17 protein-coding genes are annotated in these 17,344 nt (G+C 63.4%); 8 read left to right on the top strand and 9 right to left on the bottom strand.

Translation table 11 applies throughout. The features are described 5' to 3' along the window. Window positions 1-19: 19 nt before the first annotated feature. From ACR0IR_RS15075 to ACR0IR_RS15050, 6 genes are all read right to left on the bottom strand, one after another. Window positions 20-847, bottom strand: a complete 828-nt coding sequence (locus ACR0IR_RS15075; protein WP_170365567.1) for an alpha/beta hydrolase — start codon at window positions 845-847, stop codon at window positions 20-22. Between the two features lie 3 nt (window positions 848-850). Continuing rightward, window positions 851-1,738, bottom strand: coding sequence for a tryptophan 2,3-dioxygenase (locus ACR0IR_RS15070; RefSeq protein ID WP_170365565.1), 888 nt, complete (start codon window positions 1,736-1,738; stop codon window positions 851-853). Between the two features lie 64 nt (window positions 1,739-1,802). Further along, the gene (gene tdh / locus ACR0IR_RS15065; protein ID WP_170343222.1) at window positions 1,803-2,831 is read right to left on the bottom strand and encodes an L-threonine 3-dehydrogenase; all 1,029 of its coding nucleotides are present in this window, start codon (window positions 2,829-2,831) and stop codon (window positions 1,803-1,805) included. Window positions 2,832-2,851: 20 nt separating this feature from the next. Next, on the bottom strand, window positions 2,852-3,802 hold the full coding sequence (locus tag ACR0IR_RS15060; RefSeq protein WP_170365564.1) for a PLP-dependent cysteine synthase family protein: 951 nt from the start codon (window positions 3,800-3,802) through the stop codon (window positions 2,852-2,854). Continuing rightward, complete coding sequence (locus ACR0IR_RS15055) at window positions 3,802-4,986, bottom strand: glycine C-acetyltransferase (protein WP_170365562.1); 1,185 nt, start codon at window positions 4,984-4,986, stop codon at window positions 3,802-3,804. The genes ACR0IR_RS15060 and ACR0IR_RS15055 overlap by 1 nt, the downstream gene beginning before the upstream one ends. 117 nt (window positions 4,987-5,103) lie before the next feature. Then, complete coding sequence (locus ACR0IR_RS15050) at window positions 5,104-5,670, bottom strand: helix-turn-helix domain-containing protein (protein WP_005979289.1); 567 nt, start codon at window positions 5,668-5,670, stop codon at window positions 5,104-5,106. 117 nt (window positions 5,671-5,787) lie between these two features. On the opposite strand from ACR0IR_RS15050, the gene ACR0IR_RS15045 reads away from it, so the two are divergent. Beyond that, window positions 5,788-6,963 (top strand): acetyl-CoA C-acyltransferase family protein, encoded by a 1,176-nt coding sequence (locus tag ACR0IR_RS15045; protein WP_170365560.1) that lies wholly within the window; start codon window positions 5,788-5,790, stop codon window positions 6,961-6,963. Window positions 6,964-7,057: 94 nt separating this feature from the next. Here the strand turns inward: ACR0IR_RS15045 and ubiB are convergent, their stop codons facing one another. Beyond that, window positions 7,058-8,587 (bottom strand): 2-polyprenylphenol 6-hydroxylase, encoded by a 1,530-nt coding sequence (ubiB, locus tag ACR0IR_RS15040; protein WP_170365558.1) that lies wholly within the window; start codon window positions 8,585-8,587, stop codon window positions 7,058-7,060. A gap of 3 nt (window positions 8,588-8,590) precedes the next feature. Then, window positions 8,591-9,343, bottom strand: coding sequence for a bifunctional demethylmenaquinone methyltransferase/2-methoxy-6-polyprenyl-1,4-benzoquinol methylase UbiE (gene ubiE, locus ACR0IR_RS15035; RefSeq protein WP_170365556.1), 753 nt, complete (start codon window positions 9,341-9,343; stop codon window positions 8,591-8,593). 86 nt (window positions 9,344-9,429) lie between these two features. On the opposite strand from ubiE, the gene mutM reads away from it, so the two are divergent. The 6 genes from mutM to recF all read left to right on the top strand — a co-directional run bounded on the left by mutM (window position 9,430) and on the right by recF (window position 16,054). Further along, window positions 9,430-10,281, top strand: coding sequence for a bifunctional DNA-formamidopyrimidine glycosylase/DNA-(apurinic or apyrimidinic site) lyase (mutM, locus tag ACR0IR_RS15030; protein ID WP_170365554.1), 852 nt, complete (start codon window positions 9,430-9,432; stop codon window positions 10,279-10,281). Window positions 10,282-10,347: 66 nt separating this feature from the next. Beyond that, window positions 10,348-11,124, top strand: a complete 777-nt coding sequence (locus tag ACR0IR_RS15025; protein ID WP_073279647.1) for an enoyl-CoA hydratase — start codon at window positions 10,348-10,350, stop codon at window positions 11,122-11,124. 229 nt (window positions 11,125-11,353) lie between these two features. Continuing rightward, window positions 11,354-11,617, top strand: a complete 264-nt coding sequence (rpsT, locus tag ACR0IR_RS15020) for a 30S ribosomal protein S20 (protein ID WP_005979273.1) — start codon at window positions 11,354-11,356, stop codon at window positions 11,615-11,617. Window positions 11,618-12,159: 542 nt separating this feature from the next. Further along, entirely contained in the window at window positions 12,160-13,551 is a 1,392-nt protein-coding gene (gene dnaA / locus ACR0IR_RS15015) for a chromosomal replication initiator protein DnaA (RefSeq protein ID WP_170365553.1), read from the top strand. A gap of 221 nt (window positions 13,552-13,772) precedes the next feature. Then, window positions 13,773-14,894 carry a DNA polymerase III subunit beta gene (dnaN, locus tag ACR0IR_RS15010; protein ID WP_170365551.1) on the top strand — a complete coding sequence of 374 codons (1,122 nt, stop codon included), beginning with the start codon at window positions 13,773-13,775 and terminating at the stop codon, window positions 14,892-14,894. A gap of 59 nt (window positions 14,895-14,953) precedes the next feature. Further along, window positions 14,954-16,054, top strand: a complete 1,101-nt coding sequence (recF, locus tag ACR0IR_RS15005) for a DNA replication/repair protein RecF (RefSeq protein WP_170365549.1) — start codon at window positions 14,954-14,956, stop codon at window positions 16,052-16,054. 5 nt (window positions 16,055-16,059) lie between these two features. Here the strand turns inward: recF and ACR0IR_RS15000 are convergent, their stop codons facing one another. Beyond that, window positions 16,060-16,626: a carboxymuconolactone decarboxylase family protein gene (locus ACR0IR_RS15000; protein ID WP_170365547.1), complete on the bottom strand. Its 567-nt coding sequence runs from the start codon at window positions 16,624-16,626 to the stop codon at window positions 16,060-16,062. Between the two features lie 97 nt (window positions 16,627-16,723). Between ACR0IR_RS15000 and ACR0IR_RS14995 the strand changes: the two genes are divergently transcribed. Continuing rightward, the gene (locus tag ACR0IR_RS14995) at window positions 16,724-17,296 is read left to right on the top strand and encodes a TetR/AcrR family transcriptional regulator (protein WP_170365545.1); all 573 of its coding nucleotides are present in this window, start codon (window positions 16,724-16,726) and stop codon (window positions 17,294-17,296) included. The last annotated feature ends 48 nt before the right edge of the window (window positions 17,297-17,344 follow it).

Here is a 17,344-nt window from a genome sequence, read left to right as displayed (position 1 = left end):
AGGGCGGCCGTTTTCGCTTTCAGGGGTGGTCGTTCAGAAACGTCCCGTCCTTGAGGATGATGTCGAAATGGTGCGTGCCCGGCTGCAGGTCAAAGCTGACCGCGTGCCCGGTCTTGCGCAACGCTTCGGCATAATCGCGGCTCTGGCGGATGAACTCGCCGGTGTCCCGCTCGCCCACCGTGACCCGATAGCGCGGCCCGGGCGCGGGCAGGTTCAGGGTGGGGGACAGGTCGTGCAGCTCGACCGGGGTCAGCTGCAGGGGATCGTTGACCGGGGTCAGACTGATCGGTTCCAGGTCGTAGACGCCGCTGATCAGGATGACTTCGCGCACCCGCAGGCCGATCCGGGCGAATTGGTCGGCCGAGGTCGCCATGACCATCGCCGCCAGATGCGCGCCGGCGCTGTGCCCGGACAGGGTGACATGCGAGGCGTCGAACCCCAGCGACTTGGCTCGGGTGGCCAGCCACATCAGCGCGGTCCGGCATTCATCGACCATCTGCCCCAGCCGCGCGTCGGGGGCGAGCGTGTAGTTCACCGTCGCAAAGGCCTGCCCGCCTTGGACCAGCGCGGGCGCCATCATCGCCGAGTCGCGCTGGCTGAGCGCCTGCCAATAGCCGCCGTGGATAAACACATGCAGCGGTGCGCCGGGCGCGCGGGCGGGAAAGATATCCAGCACCTGCGCGGGAGTGTCGCCATAGCCGAGGGTCTCTTGCACCGTCAGTTGCGCCCGCGCCTGCGCGCTGAGCGCTGAATAGGCCGCCAGATAGGGCGCAAGGTCGCCGCCGATCATCGAACTTGGCGCGTATTCGCGCTCCAGCTCGGCTTGGGTAAATCCGCGATACAGCATGGCTCAGCCCTGTCCGCCGTACATCAGGTCGGTGCGCACGTCATAAAGGTCGTGGAAGAATCGCAGCTCCAGCGCCTTGCGCAGAAAAGCCACGCCGCTGGAGCCGCCAGTGCCTGGCTGCATGCCGATCACACGTTCCACGGCGGTCGCATGGTCGAACCGCCACCGCTGGAACAGCGATTCCACATCCATCAGCTTTTCGCCCAGCGCATACAGGTCCCAGTACCGGCCCGTGTTCCGGTAGATCTCGGCCCAGATCTTCACGATGCGCGGATCGCCGGAATAGGTCTTTGAATAGTCCCGGTCCAGCAGGTCCTGCGGCACGTCGAACCCCTGCCGCGCCAGCATGTGCAATACCTCGTCATACAGCGACGGTTTGACCAGAGCGGCGGTCAGCATCTCCATCACTTCGGGGTCGTGCTCATGCACCTTCAGCGTGGCGGTGTCCTTGTTGCCCAGGATGAACTCGATCTGGCGATAGCCGTAGCTCTGGAAGCCGGATGAATTGCCCAGCGCCTTGCGGAAGGTCAAATAGTCGGCGGGCGTCATGGTCAGCAGGGTTTCCCACGCGGCGATCAACTGGCGCTGGATCGCCTTGATCCGGTCCAGGTTCTTCATCGCGGGGCCGAACTCATCCTGCTGCAGAAACCGGCGCACCTCGACCAGCTGATGGTGCATCAGTTTCAGCCAAAGCTCGCTGACCTGATGGATGATGATGAACAGCATCTCATCGGGTTGGGCCGGGTCCTGAAAGGTTTTCTGCAAGTTCAGCAGGGTCTTGAGTTGCAGGAAATCGCCATAGCTTTTGCGGTGCGTGTCCGCGAAATCGGTTACCAGCGTGTCTTCGATTCCCCGTTCCAGCGGGCGGTCGCCCTTGGCTTTGTCGGCCATTTCATTTCCTCCCCGGCATGTGTGCGCACCTGTCTAGAAGGTGCGTTTGCAACTATCCAGAGGGTCAGGCCCAGTCCAGCACCACCTTGCCCGATTTTCCCGACTTCATGGCGGCAAAGCCCTGCGCAAAGTCATCGGCGGCAAAGCGATGGGTGATGACCCGGCTGACATCCAGCCCGTTCTGCAGCATCGCGATCATCTTGTACCAGGTCTCGAACATCTCGCGGCCGTAGACGCCCTTGATGGTGATCGCCTTGAACACGATGCGGCTCCAGTCGACGGGCGATTTGCCGGGCGGAATGCCCAGCAAGGCGATCTTGCCGCCCATCACCAGCGCCTCGACCATCTGGTCCAGCGCCGCCTGCGAGCCCGACATTTCCAGCCCCACGTCAAAACCCTGGCTCATGCCCAGGTCGGAAATCACCGATTGCAGCTCTTCCTCGGCCACGTTCACCGCCCGGACCGAGGGTACGACATGCTGCGCCAGCGCCAGCCGATCGGGGTTGATGTCGGTGATCACCACATGCCGGGCGCCTGCGTGGCGGGCCACCGCGGCGGCCATGATCCCGATCGGGCCGGCGCCGGTGATCAACACGTCCTCGCCCAGCAGATCGAAGCTCAGCGCGGTGTGCACTGCATTGCCCAGCGGGTCGAGTATCGCGCCGATCTCGTCCGGGATGTCGTCGGGCAGGGGCACCACGTTGAAGGCCGGCAGCTTGAGATATTGGGCAAAAGCGCCCTGTTCGTTCACCCCGATCCCGCGGGTGCCCGGGTCCAGGTGGAACTTGCCCGCGCGGCTTTGGCGGCTGTCGGTGCCGATCAGGTGACCCTCGCCCGAGCACCGCTGGCCGATCTTCAACCCGGTCACGTTGCGGCCCAGCTCGACGATCTCGCCTGCGAATTCGTGGCCGGTGATCATGGGGACGGGCACCGTGTGGGACGCCCATTCATCCCAGTTCCAGATATGGATGTCGGTGCCGCAGATCCCGGTCTTCTTCACGCGGATCAAAACTTCGTCGGGGCCGATCTCGGGGACCGGGGCCTGAACCATCCACAGTCCTTCTTCGGGCCTGGACTTCTCCAGCGCTTTCATCGTGTTGGGTCGCATCCGGATCACTCCCACAAATCGGTCGACAGGTATTTCAAGCCGCTGTCACACATCACGATGGCGATGCAGCCACCGCGTTCGGGGCCACGCAGCAGGTCGATGGCGGCAGCCAGGTTCGCCCCGGCGGAAAAGCCCGCAAAGATGCCTTCGGTGCGGGCCAACAGGCGGGCGGCGTCGCGCGCTGATGCGCCGGTGACGGACAGATGACCGGCCAATTTCGCTCCGTTCAGATGCGTCAAAACCGACATCGCATAACCACCGCCCTGGATCGGATGATCGGGCGCACGGACGGGTTCACCGGCCAAGGCACGAGCGCCGTCGGGCTCGACCGCATAGCACCGCACCCCAAGGGGTGACAGGTAGTCAGAGACCCCGGCAAGTGTGCCGCCAGAGCCGGCAAAATCACAAAAGGCTGTCACGGCACCTGCTGATTGGGCCCAGATTTCCGGACCCGTCCCGGCGGCATGGGCCTTGGGGTTGCCCGCGTGGCCGAACTGATCGGCGCGGAATGCGTTGCGCTCGGCGGTGATGCGGCGGGCGGCGTCATCCACCAGCGCCAGGTCGGCGCCCGAGACTTCGCCCGGTTTGCCGCCTTCGGCCTGAGGGACGATCACCACCTCGGCGCCCAAGGCGCGCATCATGCGGGCGCGTTCGACCGAGTTCCCTGCGCTCATGACCGCCACGAACGGGTGCCCCAGAATGCCGCAGACAATCGCCAGGCCGGTGCCCATGTTGCCTGAGGTCAGCTCGACCACCGTCTGCCCCGGGATCAGGCTGCCGTCGGCGCGGGCCTGTTCGATGATAGACCGGGCGGCCCGATCCTTTTTCGAAAAGCCCGGCAGCAGATAGTCCAGCTTTGCTAGAATACGGCCGTCCAGATCCAGTATTTGGCAAACCCGGGACAGCTCGATCAGGGGCGTATCGCCGATCGCGTCGATGACCGAGTTCAGAACCATCAGATGACCCCCAACGCCTTTCCGACCTTGCCGAAGGCGGCCAGAGCGCGGTCCAACTCGTCGCGGGTCAGCGCCGCGTTCATCTGGGTGCGGATGCGGGCCTGGCCACGCGGGACCACCGGGAAGAAGAAGCCCGAGACATAGACGCCTTCGTCGAACAGGCGGGCGGCCATGTCCTGCGCCAGCTGCGCCTCGCCCAGCATCACGGGGATGATCGGATGTTCACCCGGCAGCAGGTCGAACCCCAGCTTCTCCAGCCCGGTGCGCCAGTATTTGGCGTTGCCGAACAGTTGCTTGCGCAGCATGTCGCCCTCTTCGACCAGGCGGATCGCCTCGAGCCCGGCGGCGACGATGGAAGGCGGCAGCGAATTCGAGAACAGATAGGGCCGCGCCCGCTGCCGCAGCAGGTCGATCACTGGCTGCGGCCCGGCGATGTAACCGCCGATTGCCCCCCCAAGTGCCTTGCCCAATGTCCCGGTCAGAATGTCCACGTCCACGCCGAAATGATCCGGCGTGCCCGCGCCGCGCGGCCCCATGAAGCCGGTGGCGTGGCAGTCATCGACCATCACCACCGCGTCGTATTTGTCGGCCAGTTCGCGGATCCTGGGCAGGTTGGCCAGGTAGCCATCCATCGAGAACACTCCGTCGGTCGCGATCATGATGTGCCGCGCCCCGTCCTCGCGCGCCTGTTTCAGCCAGGCTTCGAGGTCGTTCATGTCATTGTTCATGTAGCGATAGCGCTTGGCCTTGCACAGCCGGACTCCGTCGATGATCGAGGCATGGTTCAGACTGTCCGAGATGATGGCATCCTCGGGTCCCAGCAGGGGTTCGAACAACCCGCCATTGGCGTCGAAGCACGCTGCGAACAGGATCGAATCGTCCTTGCCCAGAAACTTGGCCAGCCGCTGCTCCAGCTCGCGGTGGATGTCCTGCGTGCCGCAGATGAACCGGACCGAGGCCATGCCGAACCCTTTGGGCTCCATCGCGTTCTTCGCGGCCTCGATCAGCGCCGGATGGTCGGCCAGACCCAGGTAATTGTTGGCGCACAGGTTGATGACCTGACGTCCGCCCACCGTGATCTCGCCGCCCTGGGGCGAGGTGATCATTCGTTCCGTCTTGTACAGGCCTTCCGCCTTGATCTGCGAGAGGGTGTCCGAAACGTGGGACAGGAATGCATCAGCCATGGCGATCTCCTTTTTCTGAGTCGCGTATCTAACATAACGGACGCGCGTCCCAAATAGGAGATTTTCAGTATGGCGGAAAAAAATCCGTGAAGGCGGAAATCGGCCGATCTCCGCGGATCAGGCGTTCTTGACGATCAGGAACACGCGGGCGGGTCCGTCCGGTGCCGCGATGGCGTGGGCCACGTCGGCCGCATAACGGGCCGTGTCGCCCTGCTGCAGTTCCATCGTTGCGGCGCCCGAGGTGACGCGGACGGCCCCTTCCAGCACGGTCAGCTGTTCGCGCGCGCCGCGGGCATGGGGCTGGCTGTTCAGCGCTCCGTTTGCGTCGAACCGGATATCATAGACCTCGTGGCCCCCGGCCTCCTCGGGTGGCGAGAGGATGCGGATCCGGCAGGACTGGCCCATATTGTCGATGCTGGGCACCTCGGCGCTGCGCAGTACTTCGATCTGGTCGGTGGTCTCGGACTCTTCCAGCAGACCGGCGAAATCGACCTGCAGCGCACGGGTCAGGTTCCACAGGGTCGAGATCGTGGGGCTGCTTTCGCCGCGTTCGATCTGGCTGACCATCGACCGGGACACGCCGCTGAGATTGGCCACCGCTTCCAGTGACAGTCCCTTGGCGCGCCGGGCCTCTTTCAGGCGGGCGGGCAGGCGTGTCAGGATATCGTCTGAGTTTTCCGTCATGGCGGAATTTCTTGCGCGTCCAGGCGTGAATTGTCAATTCCGCCGATGACGGAACGTCCCGCGCGACAGGCCCATGCTGCGGGTGCATACTGCGCGCAAATCCAAGAGGAGAGAGACATGACCGACATCGTGATTCTGGACGGTGCCCGCACCGCAATCGGTACGTTCGGAGGGTCGCTGGCCGCGACCCCGCCGATTGATCTGGCCACCGTCGTGACCAAGGCCGCGCTTGAGAAATCCGGCGTCGAAGGCGACCGGATCGGGCATGTGGTGTTCGGACATGTCATCAACACCGAGCCGCGCGACATGTACCTGTCCCGCGTCGCGGCGATGCAGGCGGGCATTCCGAACGGCACCCCGGCGATGAACGTGAACCGGCTGTGCGGGTCGGGCGCGCAGGCCATCGTATCGGCGGTTCAATCGCTGATGCTGGGGGATGCCGAATTTGCCGTGGCCGGCGGCGCCGAGAGCATGTCGCGCAGCCCTTACATCGTTCCGCAGGCGCGTTGGGGCGCCAAGATGGGCGACATCAAGTCGCTGGACATGATGCTGGGCGCGCTGAACTGCCCGTTTGGGACCGGGCATATGGGCGTCACCGCCGAGAACGTTGCCGATGAACACCAGATCACGCGCGAGGAGATGGACGCGTTTGCGCTGGCCAGCCAGCAGCGCGCGGCGGCTGCGATCGAGGCGGGCTATTTCGACAGCCAGATCGCGCCGGTGCAGGTCAAGGTCAAGCGCGACATGGTCGATTTCAAGGTCGACGAGCATCCCAAGGCCACCACGGCCGAAGCCCTGGCCGGGTTGCGCCCGGTGTTCCAGAAGGACGGGCGTGTGACCGCGGGCAACGCCTCGGGCATCAATGACGGCGCGGCGGCGATGGTTCTGGCCACGGCCGATGCCGCCGAGAAAGCCGGCCTGAAACCCAAGGCGCGTATCCTGGGCTATGCCCATGCCGGCGTTCGCCCAGAAGTCATGGGGATCGGCCCGGTTCCGGCCGTGCGCAACCTTTTGGAGCGAACCGGCCTGTCGGCGGGCGATTTCGACGTGATCGAAAGTAACGAGGCCTTTGCCGCCCAGGCGCTGGCGGTGAACAAGGAACTGGAGCTGGATCCGGCCAAGGTGAACCCGAATGGCGGAGCCATCGCCCTGGGTCATCCGGTGGGGGCCACCGGGGCGATCATCACGCTGAAGACTTTGTACGAGTTGGAGCGCATCGGTGGGTCGAAAGGGTTGATCACCATGTGCATCGGTGGCGGGCAGGGGATTGCCATCGCCATCGAACGGCTCTGATCCGAGGCTGGGCCGGGGGGCTGTCTGCCCCCCATCGCGCCGGGGCGCGATTCCCCCCGAGGATATTTTTGGCCAGATAAAGCGGCGGCGTCTGTCAGCCCAGGCCCGCAAGGATCAGGACGGCCACTGCCCCGGCGGCTGCTCCGATCGCGGCGGGAATGGCCTTGGGCCAGAAATCTGACCCGGAGGGATCATCCTTGCGGGTCTGAGCGATCAGGGCATTTTCGACCAGATCAGGCAGGCGGGGCCCGAACCGTGCAAGAACCAGCGCTGTTTTTCCTAAATCACGAAGGGCGGCGCGGGGGCCGATGGACTGCTTGATATAGTCCTCGACCACGGGGCGGGCGACCTCCCAGATGTTCATATGCGGGTCGAGCGAGCGGGCGACGCCTTCGACCACCACCATCGTGCGTTGCAGCAGGATCAGTTCGGTGCGGGTTTCCATGCCGAAGCGTTCGGTCACCTCGAACAGGTAATTCAGCAGGCGGCCCATCGAGATATGGGTGGCATCCATGCCAAAGATCGGCTCGCCGACCGCGCGCAGGGCGCGGGCGAATTCATCGACGTCCTGGTCGGCCGGGACATAGCCGGCCTCGAAATGCACCTCGGCCACGCGCTTGTAGTCGCGGCGAATGAAGCCGAAGAGGATCTCGGCATAGACGCGGCGGGTGTATTCGTCGATATGGCCCATGATGCCGAAGTCATAGGCGATGATGTCGCCGTTCGCGGCGACCTTGAGGTTGCCCTGATGCATGTCGGCGTGGAAGAAGCCATCGCGCAGGGCGTGCAGCAGGAACAGGCGCAGCACGCGCTCGGCCAGATCGCGGCGGTCGTGATTGGCGGCGTCCAGCGCGGCATTGTCGCCCAAGGGGATGCCGTCAGCCCAGCTGAGCGTCATGACCCGGCGCGCGGACAAGGACCAGACCACGGGCGGTAGCCAGAAGCCTTCGTCATTCTGCGTGTTGGCGGCAAATTCTGAGGCCGCCGAGCTTTCGAGCCTGAGATCCAGTTCGCCGCGGACGACGCCGTCGAAATGCTCGATCACTTCCATCGGGCGCAGTCGGCGCGCACCGGGGGCGAAAAGCTGGACGATCCGGGCGGCGAAATAGAACGCATCCACATCCTTGCGGAAGGCGCGTTCGATGCCGGGGCGCAGGACCTTGACGGCCACATCCTCGCCGGTGCTGGCCAATTTCGCCTTGTGGACTTGCGCAATCGAGGCGGCCGCGATCGGTTCGCTGAACTCCGAGAACATCTCGTCCAGAGGTTGTCCCAACTCCTTTTCGACCTCGGCCATGGCCACGTCGCGTGGAAAGGGGGGCAGCTTGTCCTGCAGGACGCGCAGCTGTTCGGCCAGCTCTTCGCCGACGACATCGGGGCGCGTGGACAGGACCTGACCGAACTTGATGTAGGCCGGGCCCAGGGCGGTCAGCGCCCGGGTCGCCGGCGGCATGGACGGGTCGCCCTTGTAGCCCAGCCATTGGAACGGTTTGCCTAAGGTGTGGGCCACGATCCGCAACGCGCGCGGAGCCTCGAACGCGTCCAGCACCACGTTCATGGCGCCGGTGCGCTCCAGCGTGGCGCCTGTGCGGATCAGGCGGATGATGTTGTGGGGGCCGCGCATGCGTCAGATCTTCCAGCCGGAATGCAGGGCGGCGATGCCCATGCTGAGGTTGCGGTATTTCGCGTTCTCGAAACCGGCGGCGCGGACCATGCCCAGAAAGGTATCCTGGTCGGGGAATTTGCGGATCGATTCGACCAGGTATTGATAGCTGTCATAGTCGTTTGCGATCAGCTTGCCCATGCGCGGAATCACGTTGAAGCTGTAGAGGTCATAGAGCTTTTGCAGCCCGTCATTGGGCAGTTGGCTGAACTCCAGCACCATCAGTCGACCGCCGGGTTTGAGCACGCGGTAGGCTTCGTTCAAGGCCTCTTGCGGGCGGGTCACGTTCCGGATGCCGAAGGAAATGGTGTAGACGTCAAAGGTGTTGTCCTCGAACGGCAGCGCCATCGCGTCGCCCGCCACCCAATCCAGGCTCTCGGCCATCTGCGCGGCCTCGGCGCGTTTGCGACCCTCGATCAGCATCGGCTCGGTCAGATCCAGAACGGTGGCATGGCCGTGGCCCGCCCGCTTGAGGAAGCGGAACGAGATGTCACCGGTGCCGCCCGCCACGTCCAGCAGGCGCTGACCGGGGCGTGGGGCCAGCCAGTCCATCATCGCGTCCTTCCAGACCCGGTGGATGCCCATCGACATCACGTCATTCATCACGTCGTATTTCGACGCGACCGAGTTGAATACGCCCTGCACGCGCCCGGCCTTTTCGGCCTCGGGGACGGTTTCGAAACCGAAATGAGTGGTCTTGTCGCTATTGTCGGACATAAGCCTTGCCGTTCGTCGAATTTCGTCTCTGTTATAGGGCCTGGAAACCGGGGCACAATGCGGCCCTTTGGAATAGGAGCCGTCTAATGCCCGAATTGCCCGAGGTCGAGACAGTTAGACGCGGCCTTGCCCCTGCGATGGAAGGCGTGGTGATCGAAAGGGCGGACGTGAACCGCCCCGATCTGCGCTGGCCGTTCCCCGAGCGGATGGCCGAACGGCTGGCCGGCCAGCGGGTCGAACGTCTGCGGCGGCGGTCGAAATACATCCTAGCCGATCTGAGCGGCGGCGAAACCCTGTTAATTCATCTGGGCATGTCGGGCCGCATGACCGTGTCCGGCGATCCGCTGGGCCAGTTCGTGCATCATCACCCGGTGCCGCAGAAGCATGACCACGTGGTGTTCCACATGGCCAACGGCGCGCGCATCACTTTCAATGACCCGCGTCGGTTCGGGGCGATGGACCTGCTGCCCACGGCCACCGCCGAGCAGCACAAGCTGCTGACCGTTCTGGGACCGGAGCCGCTGGGCAACGATTTCAACGAGACCTATCTGATCGACGCCTTCCGCGGCCGGGCCACACCGATCAAGGCGGCGCTGCTGGATCAGAGAATCGTTGCCGGGCTGGGCAACATCTATGTCTGCGAGGCGCTCTACCGCGCCAGAGTGTCGCCACGTCGCAAGGCGGGTCAGATCTCGGCCGGGCGGGTCGAGGCCCTGGTTCCGGTGATCCGGACGGTGCTGGCCGAGGCCATCGAGGCCGGCGGATCCTCGCTGCGCGATTTCCGGCAAGCCGATGGAGAGCTTGGATATTTTCAGCACAGTTTCGACGTCTACGGGCGCGAGGGCCAGCCCTGCCGGACCGAGGGCTGCGGGGCCGAGATCCGCAGAATCACCCAGTCGGGACGCTCAACCTTCTATTGCGCGCAATGCCAAAGATAGCTTGATCCGAGTTTTCCGCGTGGTAAGGAATTGGACCTGAACGGAACAACCGAAAGCTCAGACCTCATGGCTTTTGAGACGATCATCGTCGAAATCGAAGACCACGTCGCCCTAATCAAGCTCAACAGACCCGATGCGTTGAACGCGCTGAACACTCAGCTTCTGGGTGAGCTGTGCGAGGCGCTCGAGGACGCGGACACCAATGACAAGGTGCGCTGCATCGTCATCACCGGATCGGAAAAGGCATTCGCCGCGGGCGCGGACATCAAGGAGATGTCCGAGATGAGCTTTGTCGATGTCTACACCACCAACCTGTTCGCCGACGCCAACGACCGGATCACCGCGATCCGCAAGCCGATCATCGCGGCGGTGGCGGGCTATGCGCTGGGCGGCGGGTGCGAGCTGGCCATGATGTGCGATTTCATCATCGCCGCAGACACCGCCAAGTTCGGCCAGCCGGAAATCAATCTGGGCGTCATCGCCGGGATGGGCGGCAGCCAGCGCCTGACGCGGTTCGTGGGCAAGTCCAAGGCGATGGACATGAACCTGACCGGCCGTTTCATGGATGCCGAAGAGGCCGAGCGCTCGGGCCTCGTGTCGCGCGTGGTGCCGGCCAAGAAGCTGATCGAAGAGGCGACCGGCGCGGCCCAGAAGATTGCCGAGAAATCGCTGCTGACCGCGATGGCCGCGAAAGAGGCTGTCAACCGCAGCTACGAGGTGCCGCTGAGCGAGGGCATGCTGTTCGAGCGGCGCGTGTTCCACTCGATGTTCGCGACCGAAGACCAGAAGGAAGGCATGGCCGCATTCCTTGAAAAGCGCGCGGCCCAGTTCCGCGACAAATAGGCGGTGCCGACAAGACGTTGGATCAGGCGGGCGCTGCCCGCCTTTCTTCATGGCGGACAACAAGGCCGAGAATCGGCTTGGCAAAGTCTGAAAACTTGGCTATTGACCGCGACCATACATGCGCGTGCGGCCCGCTTGGCCCGATTCACACTCGTGATTTCTGATCCGGTGCGGGTAACTCCGTGACGTGCAACCCTAGACAAACGTACCGAACAAAGGTCAGAGACACATGGCAAACTCGCCCCAGGCAAAGAAACGCGCTCGTCAGAACGAGAAGCGTTATGCAATCAACAAAGCTCGTCGTTCGCGCATCCGCACCTTCCTGCGCAAGGTCGAAGAAGCAATCGCATCCGGCGACAAGGAAGCCGCAACCGCAGCCCTGCGCGCGGCCCAGCCCGAGCTGATGCGCGGCGTCACCAAAGGCGTGTTCCACAAGAACACCGCAGCCCGCAAGATGTCGCGCCTGTCGGCGCGCGTCAAAGCGCTGGGTTGACCTAGCGTCAACATTTGCTGGTTCATTCTGGTTTCGAAGGCGTCGCCCGGTGCGGCGCCTTTTGCGTTGTTGCCAGAATGCCGCGCCTTCACGAAACCGAGAGATTCTTTCGCCCAAAGACCCGAGTCAATATCAGAGTTTCGTTGCCCGGCCCCACTGCCTCTTGCTACGACAGTTTCAGCGATTCACTCGCTTGGGGGGACAGGCTGTTCCTGCGATCGGACTGACGGGCATCAGAATGATCCAGGGGCGAATGTCGGCAACCGGTGCCAACCGGTTTGACGATCTGCTGCGGATCTCGGCTGCTCCGATGATCTTGGCCCTGTCGAAAACTGGAACTGCGTGGCGCAAACCGCGGTTTGGGCGGCCGTACTTTTTGGTCGTCGTCAAACAGGCAAGCGTCGTGACCACTGATATTCCCGCCGATTCTTGGGGTTTCGGCGACAGAATATCTGTGCGCGAGTGGACGCAAAAGAACCGGGATACCGGTCACAATCATAAGGCCGATTAGGTCAAAAATATTGGGATGCGTGAGGCGCTGGATGACACAAGAAAAATGGGGACAACTGCGTAACAAATTGCTGAAGGCCGTGGGCCGGAACAATTTTACGACCTGGATTGAACCACTGGAATTTCAGGAATTGAAGGGAGGCGTGGCCGTATTTTCGGTTCCGACCAACTTCATGGGGAACTACGTCAGTCAAAATTTTGCAGACCTCATTCTGTACGAGCTGAACACGGCCGGAGAGTCGGTTCAGCGCCTGGCTTTCCGGGTGGCCGCCAACTCACCAGCGCGTCCCGCCGCCGCGGTCCAGCCGGTCGAAGACCAGCCCGAGCCTGTCAATATCGAGCTGGCACCGGAAGGCAACGGAACCAATGAAGCGCTCGAGTCGCTGCAGGCCGCGCCATTGGATGCACGTTTTACCTTCGACACCTTCGTCGTCGGCAAGCCCAACGAACTGGCCCATGCCGCCGCGCGCCGTGTTTCTGAAGGCGGCCCCGTCACTTTCAACCCGCTGGTTCTGTACGGTGGAGTTGGCCTCGGTAAAACGCACCTGATGCACGCCATCGCGTGGGAGCTGAAGACCAAACGCCCCGAGCTCAACGTGCTGTATCTGTCGGCCGAACAGTTCATGTACCGCTTCGTGCAGGCCCTGCGCGAACGCCGGATGATGGATTTCAAACACCTGTTCCGCTCGGTCGACGTGCTGATGGTCGATGACGTGCAGTTCATCGCCGGCAAGGATTCGACACAGGAGGAATTCTTCCACACCTTCAACGCGCTGGTGGATCAGAACAAACAGATCATCATCTCGGCCGACCGCGCGCCGGGTGAGATCAAGGATCTGGAGGAACGGGTCAAGTCGCGCCTGCAATGTGGACTGGTGGTTGACCTGCACCCGACCGATTACGAGCTACGCCTGGGCATTCTGCAGAACAAGGTACAGCAATACGCCAAGACCTATCCCGACCTGAAGATCGCCGATGGCGTGCTGGAATTCCTGGCCCATCGCATCTCGACCAACGTGCGCGTTCTGGAAGGGGCGCTGACCCGGCTGTTCGCATTTGCCTCGCTGGTCGGCCGCGAGATCGACATGGAGCTGACGCAGGACTGTCTGGCGGACGTGCTGCGCGCCTCGGAACGCAAGATCACCGTCGAAGAGATCCAGCGCAAGGTATCCGACTATTACAACATCCGCCTGTCCGACATCATCGGGCCGAAACGCCTGCGGTCCTATGCCCGCCCGCGTCAGGTGGCGATGTATCTGTGCAAGCAGTTGACCAGCCGGTCGCTGCCCGAGATCGGCCGCCGCTTTGGCGGGCGTGACCACACCACCGTCATGCACGGCGTCAAACGCATCGAAGAGCTGAAGCTGACCGACGGTCAGATCGCCGAAGATGTGGAAATGCTGCGCCGCGCGCTCGAAGCCTGAGCCCCTGCAATTCGAAAAACCGTCCCGGCCCTGCGCGGGGGCGGTTTTTCTGTGCGCATTTTTCCACGATTTCCACGGAACTGGGGCACAGGGCCGCTCGGGACCTTGACGGTTTGCGCGTTCCGACCCAGAAATCGGTAAAAAATCCTTGTGCCTCAGGGCTGAACCGCTAACTTGCCAGTCCCGCCCATGTAAGCACTCAAATCAGAGGAATTGAGGGTATGAAGATCAGCATCGAACGCGGCACGCTGCTCAAGGCCGTTTCGCAGGCCCAGTCCGTTGTGGAGCGCCGCAACACGATTCCAATCCTGGCCAATGTGCTGATCGAGGCCGAGGGCGATCAGGTTCTGTTCCGCGCGACCGATCTGGATATCGAGGTGGTCGACAAGGCCCCCGCGCAGGTGGAAAAGGCGGGGGCAACCACGGTTGCGGCCACGACCCTGCACGAGATCGTGCGCAAGCTGCCCGATGGCGCGCTGGTCACGCTGATCGCCGACAGCGCGGCTGGCCGGCTGACGGTCGAGGCGGGGCGGTCGAACTTCTCGCTGGCGACCCTGCCGAAAGAGGATTTCCCGGTGATGGCGTCCTCGGAATACCAGTCGAACTTCACCGCCTCGGCGGCCCTGCTGCGGCGGCTGTTCGACAAGTCCAAATTCGCCATCTCGACGGAAGAGACCCGGTATTACCTGAACGGCGTCTACATGCACGTGACGGATGGCCCCGAGGGCGGCAAGGTGTTGCGCTGCGTGGCCACGGACGGGCATCGCCTGGCGCGGATCGACGCGGATTGCCCCGACGGCGCCGCCGATATGCCTGGCGTGATCGTTCCGCGCAAAACGGTGGGCGAGTTGCGCAAGCTGCTGGAAGATGACGACATGGACATCGCGGTATCGGTCAGCGAAACCAAGGTGCGCTTTGCCACACCCGACATCACGCTGACCTCGAAGGTGATCGACGGGACCTTCCCCGACTACACCCGCGTGATTCCGCAGAACAACACCCGCAAGATGGAAGTGGACGCGGCCGAGTTCGCCCAGGCCGTCGACCGGGTGGCCACCGTGTCGTCCGAGCGGTCCCGTGCGGTAAAGCTGCAGCTGGACGGCGACAAGCTGGTCCTGTCGGTGAATGCGCCCGACAGCGGCGCCGCCGAGGAGGAGCTGGCCGTGGCCTATGGCGACGAACGGCTGGAAATCGGCTTCAACGCCAAGTACCTGCTGGAAATCGCAAGCCAGGTGGACCGCGAGAACGCGGTGTTCCTGTTCAACTCGGCGGGCGACCCGACCCTGATGCGCGAAGGCAATGACCAGAGCGCGGTCTATGTCGTGATGCCGATGCGCGTCTGATCGCGCGGGCGCGGGATGCGTCCGGCGCGCGTGTTTGTACAAGTATGAAGGGAGGGGTCATGGCTTTGGCCCTGACCGAATTGACGGTCTCGCATTTTCGGTCGCACAAGCTGGCGCGAATGGCGCTGGACGGGCGGCCGGTGGCCTTGTACGGGCCGAATGGGGCCGGCAAGACCAATATTCTCGAGGCGGTATCCCTGTTTTCACCCGGCCGCGGCATGCGCCGGGCCAGCGCCGCCGAGATGACGCGTCGGCCCGAGGCGCTGGGATGGAAGCTGAGCGGTCTGCTGGACGTTCAGGGCCGCCGATCCGAGATCGAAACCTGGTCGGAAGCCGGTGCAGCGCGGCAGGTCCGGATCGACGGAAAGGCAGCCAGCCAGATCGATCTGGGCAAGCTGGCGCGGGTCGTCTGGCTGATGCCCGCGATGGACCGGCTTTGGATCGAAGGCGCCGAAGGCCGGCGGCGGTTTCTGGACCGGGTGACGCTAAGTTTCGACCCAAGTCATGCCGAGGCCGCGTTGACCTATGAAAAGGCCATGCGCGAACGGAACCGCCTGCTGAAAGAGCAGGTGCGCGATGCGCATTGGTATGCCGCGCTCGAAGCCCAGATGGCGGAGACCGGGCATCGCATTCATACTGCGCGGCTGGGTGCTCTGGCGCAGTTGCGCGCGGCGCAGGAACAGGCCGAGACCGCCTTTCCCTCGGCGGAACTGGAACTTGTCCAGTCCGAAGGAGAAATGCCCGAAAGCGCGCAGGATCTGTTGGAGGCGCTGGCCGAAAGCCGGTTCCGCGACCTGTCGGCGGGGCGCACATTGGTAGGGCCGCACCGGTCGGATCTGCACGGGGTCTATACGGCCAAAGGCGTTGCGGCCAGTGAGTGTTCGACCGGAGAGCAGAAGGCGCTGTTGGTGTCGCTGATTCTGTCCAACGCGCGGGCGTTGGCCGCGCAGGTCGGGGCGCCGCCGATCCTGTTGCTGGACGAGGTGGCGGCCCATCTGGATGCGGACCGCCGGGCGGCGCTGTATGATGAAATCTGCGCGCTGGGGGCGCAGGCCTGGATGACCGGAACAGGCCCCGAGCTGTTCGCCGAACTGGGCGACCGGGCGCAGTCTTTCGTGGTCAATGATGCGGGTGACGGCTCGACCGTCACCCCCGCCTGAGTGGATCAGGCCGGCTCGCCAACCTTGCGTTCCCACAGGAAGGGGCGCATCACTTCGTCCACCGGCGTCTGGGCCATGTGGTTGACGTAGTTCGACATGGTTTTCTGCGCCAGGCCCAGGATCACGTCCAGAACGGCGCGGTGCGAATAACCCGCATCGAAAAACGCCTGCAACTGCGCGTCAGTGACGTTGCCGCGCTGGTTCATCACCTGCAGCGTGAACGTCCGCAGTGCTTCGAGCTTGGGCGAGGGCAGCGGGGTTTCATTGCGCAGCGCTTCGGTGATCTCGTCGGACACCTTCATCATCTTGGCGATGCCGGTATGGGCCGGAACGCAATAGTGGCATTCATTTTCGACGTTGATGGTCTGCCAGACGACGGTTTTCTCGTCATTGTCGAAATCGGTCTGCAGGAACAGGTGGTGCAGAACCTGGTAGGCCTCAAGGTGCTGAGGGCTTTCGGCCATGACCTTGTGCAGGCCCGGCAGGCGGCCGAACGCGGCCTGCGATTTCTCGAGCAGGGGTTTCGAGCCTTCAGGGGCGGTGTTCAGGTCATGCGAGGGAAAATCGGCCATTTTGGGTCTCCTTTTCTGGCGGCTGAGTCCGAAATAGGCTTTATTGAGCGATCACTCAAGTATATATTTGAGTAATCGTTCAAGAATTGGTGATCACATGCCCCGCAAACCTGCCTATGACCGTGACGCGCTGATCGCGCAGGCCCGAGACCTGTTCTGGCGTCAGGGCTGGGCAGGCACGTCCCTGAAGGATCTCGAGCGTGCGCTGAAGTTGAAGCCAGGCAGCTTTTACGCCGCCTTCGGGTCCAAGGACGCCTTGTATGCCCTGACGCTGGAACGCTATGCGGATGAAGGTGTCGCGCGGCTTGAGGCCCTGGCCCGGGAGTCGGGGCCGCTGGGTGCGCTCAAGACCCAGCCGCGTTTGGTTGTCGAGGCTGCCAACGCGCCCGCAAAGGCCTGCATGCTGGCCAAGACCTATGCCGAGTTGAGCGCAAAGGACCACGATCTGGCGCAACTGGCTGCAGCCCATCTGTCACGGATGAAAACCTGTTTCGCCGATCTGTTCCGGCAGGCGCAGGCGCGGGGGCAGATCGGTGCCGACCATGATCCCGAACGGCTGGCGGCGCGCTACCAGTCCGACTTGTTGGGGCTGCGCCTGTCGGCCGAGCGCGGCGATGTCGATGCCCGCCAAATCGCCGCTGATATCGCCGCCGATCTGGATAGATTGTGACCGTCTGAGGTTGGCCGAGCCGTTCGGCCCGCGCCCGAAAGAACCGGC

Source organism: Ruegeria sp. CF2, from assembly GCF_056537385.1.
Note: the sequence above shows the minus strand (reverse complement) of the source record. Positions and strands in the feature narration are given on the sequence as shown.

Excerpts from the sequence above, each read along its gene's own strand:
- ACR0IR_RS15075 (WP_170365567.1), bottom strand. The coding sequence starts at position 847 with ATGCTGTATCGCGGATTTACCCAAGCCGAGCTGGAGCGCGAATACGCG.
- ACR0IR_RS15070 (WP_170365565.1), bottom strand. The coding sequence starts at position 1,738 with ATGGCCGACAAAGCCAAGGGCGACCGCCCGCTGGAACGGGGAATCGAA.
- tdh (WP_170343222.1), bottom strand. The coding sequence starts at position 2,831 with ATGAAAGCGCTGGAGAAGTCCAGGCCCGAAGAAGGACTGTGGATGGTT.
- ACR0IR_RS15060 (WP_170365564.1), bottom strand. The coding sequence starts at position 3,802 with ATGGTTCTGAACTCGGTCATCGACGCGATCGGCGATACGCCCCTGATC.
- ACR0IR_RS15055 (WP_170365562.1), bottom strand. The coding sequence starts at position 4,986 with ATGGCTGATGCATTCCTGTCCCACGTTTCGGACACCCTCTCGCAGATC.
- ACR0IR_RS15050 (WP_005979289.1), bottom strand. The coding sequence starts at position 5,670 with ATGACGGAAAACTCAGACGATATCCTGACACGCCTGCCCGCCCGCCTG.
- ACR0IR_RS15045 (WP_170365560.1), top strand. The coding sequence starts at position 5,788 with ATGACCGACATCGTGATTCTGGACGGTGCCCGCACCGCAATCGGTACG.
- ubiB (WP_170365558.1), bottom strand. The coding sequence starts at position 8,587 with ATGCGCGGCCCCCACAACATCATCCGCCTGATCCGCACAGGCGCCACG.
- ubiE (WP_170365556.1), bottom strand. The coding sequence starts at position 9,343 with ATGTCCGACAATAGCGACAAGACCACTCATTTCGGTTTCGAAACCGTC.
- mutM (WP_170365554.1), top strand. The coding sequence starts at position 9,430 with ATGCCCGAATTGCCCGAGGTCGAGACAGTTAGACGCGGCCTTGCCCCT.
- ACR0IR_RS15025 (WP_073279647.1), top strand. The coding sequence starts at position 10,348 with ATGGCTTTTGAGACGATCATCGTCGAAATCGAAGACCACGTCGCCCTA.
- rpsT (WP_005979273.1), top strand. The coding sequence starts at position 11,354 with ATGGCAAACTCGCCCCAGGCAAAGAAACGCGCTCGTCAGAACGAGAAG.
- dnaA (WP_170365553.1), top strand. The coding sequence starts at position 12,160 with ATGACACAAGAAAAATGGGGACAACTGCGTAACAAATTGCTGAAGGCC.
- dnaN (WP_170365551.1), top strand. The coding sequence starts at position 13,773 with ATGAAGATCAGCATCGAACGCGGCACGCTGCTCAAGGCCGTTTCGCAG.
- recF (WP_170365549.1), top strand. The coding sequence starts at position 14,954 with ATGGCTTTGGCCCTGACCGAATTGACGGTCTCGCATTTTCGGTCGCAC.
- ACR0IR_RS15000 (WP_170365547.1), bottom strand. The coding sequence starts at position 16,626 with ATGGCCGATTTTCCCTCGCATGACCTGAACACCGCCCCTGAAGGCTCG.
- ACR0IR_RS14995 (WP_170365545.1), top strand. The coding sequence starts at position 16,724 with ATGCCCCGCAAACCTGCCTATGACCGTGACGCGCTGATCGCGCAGGCC.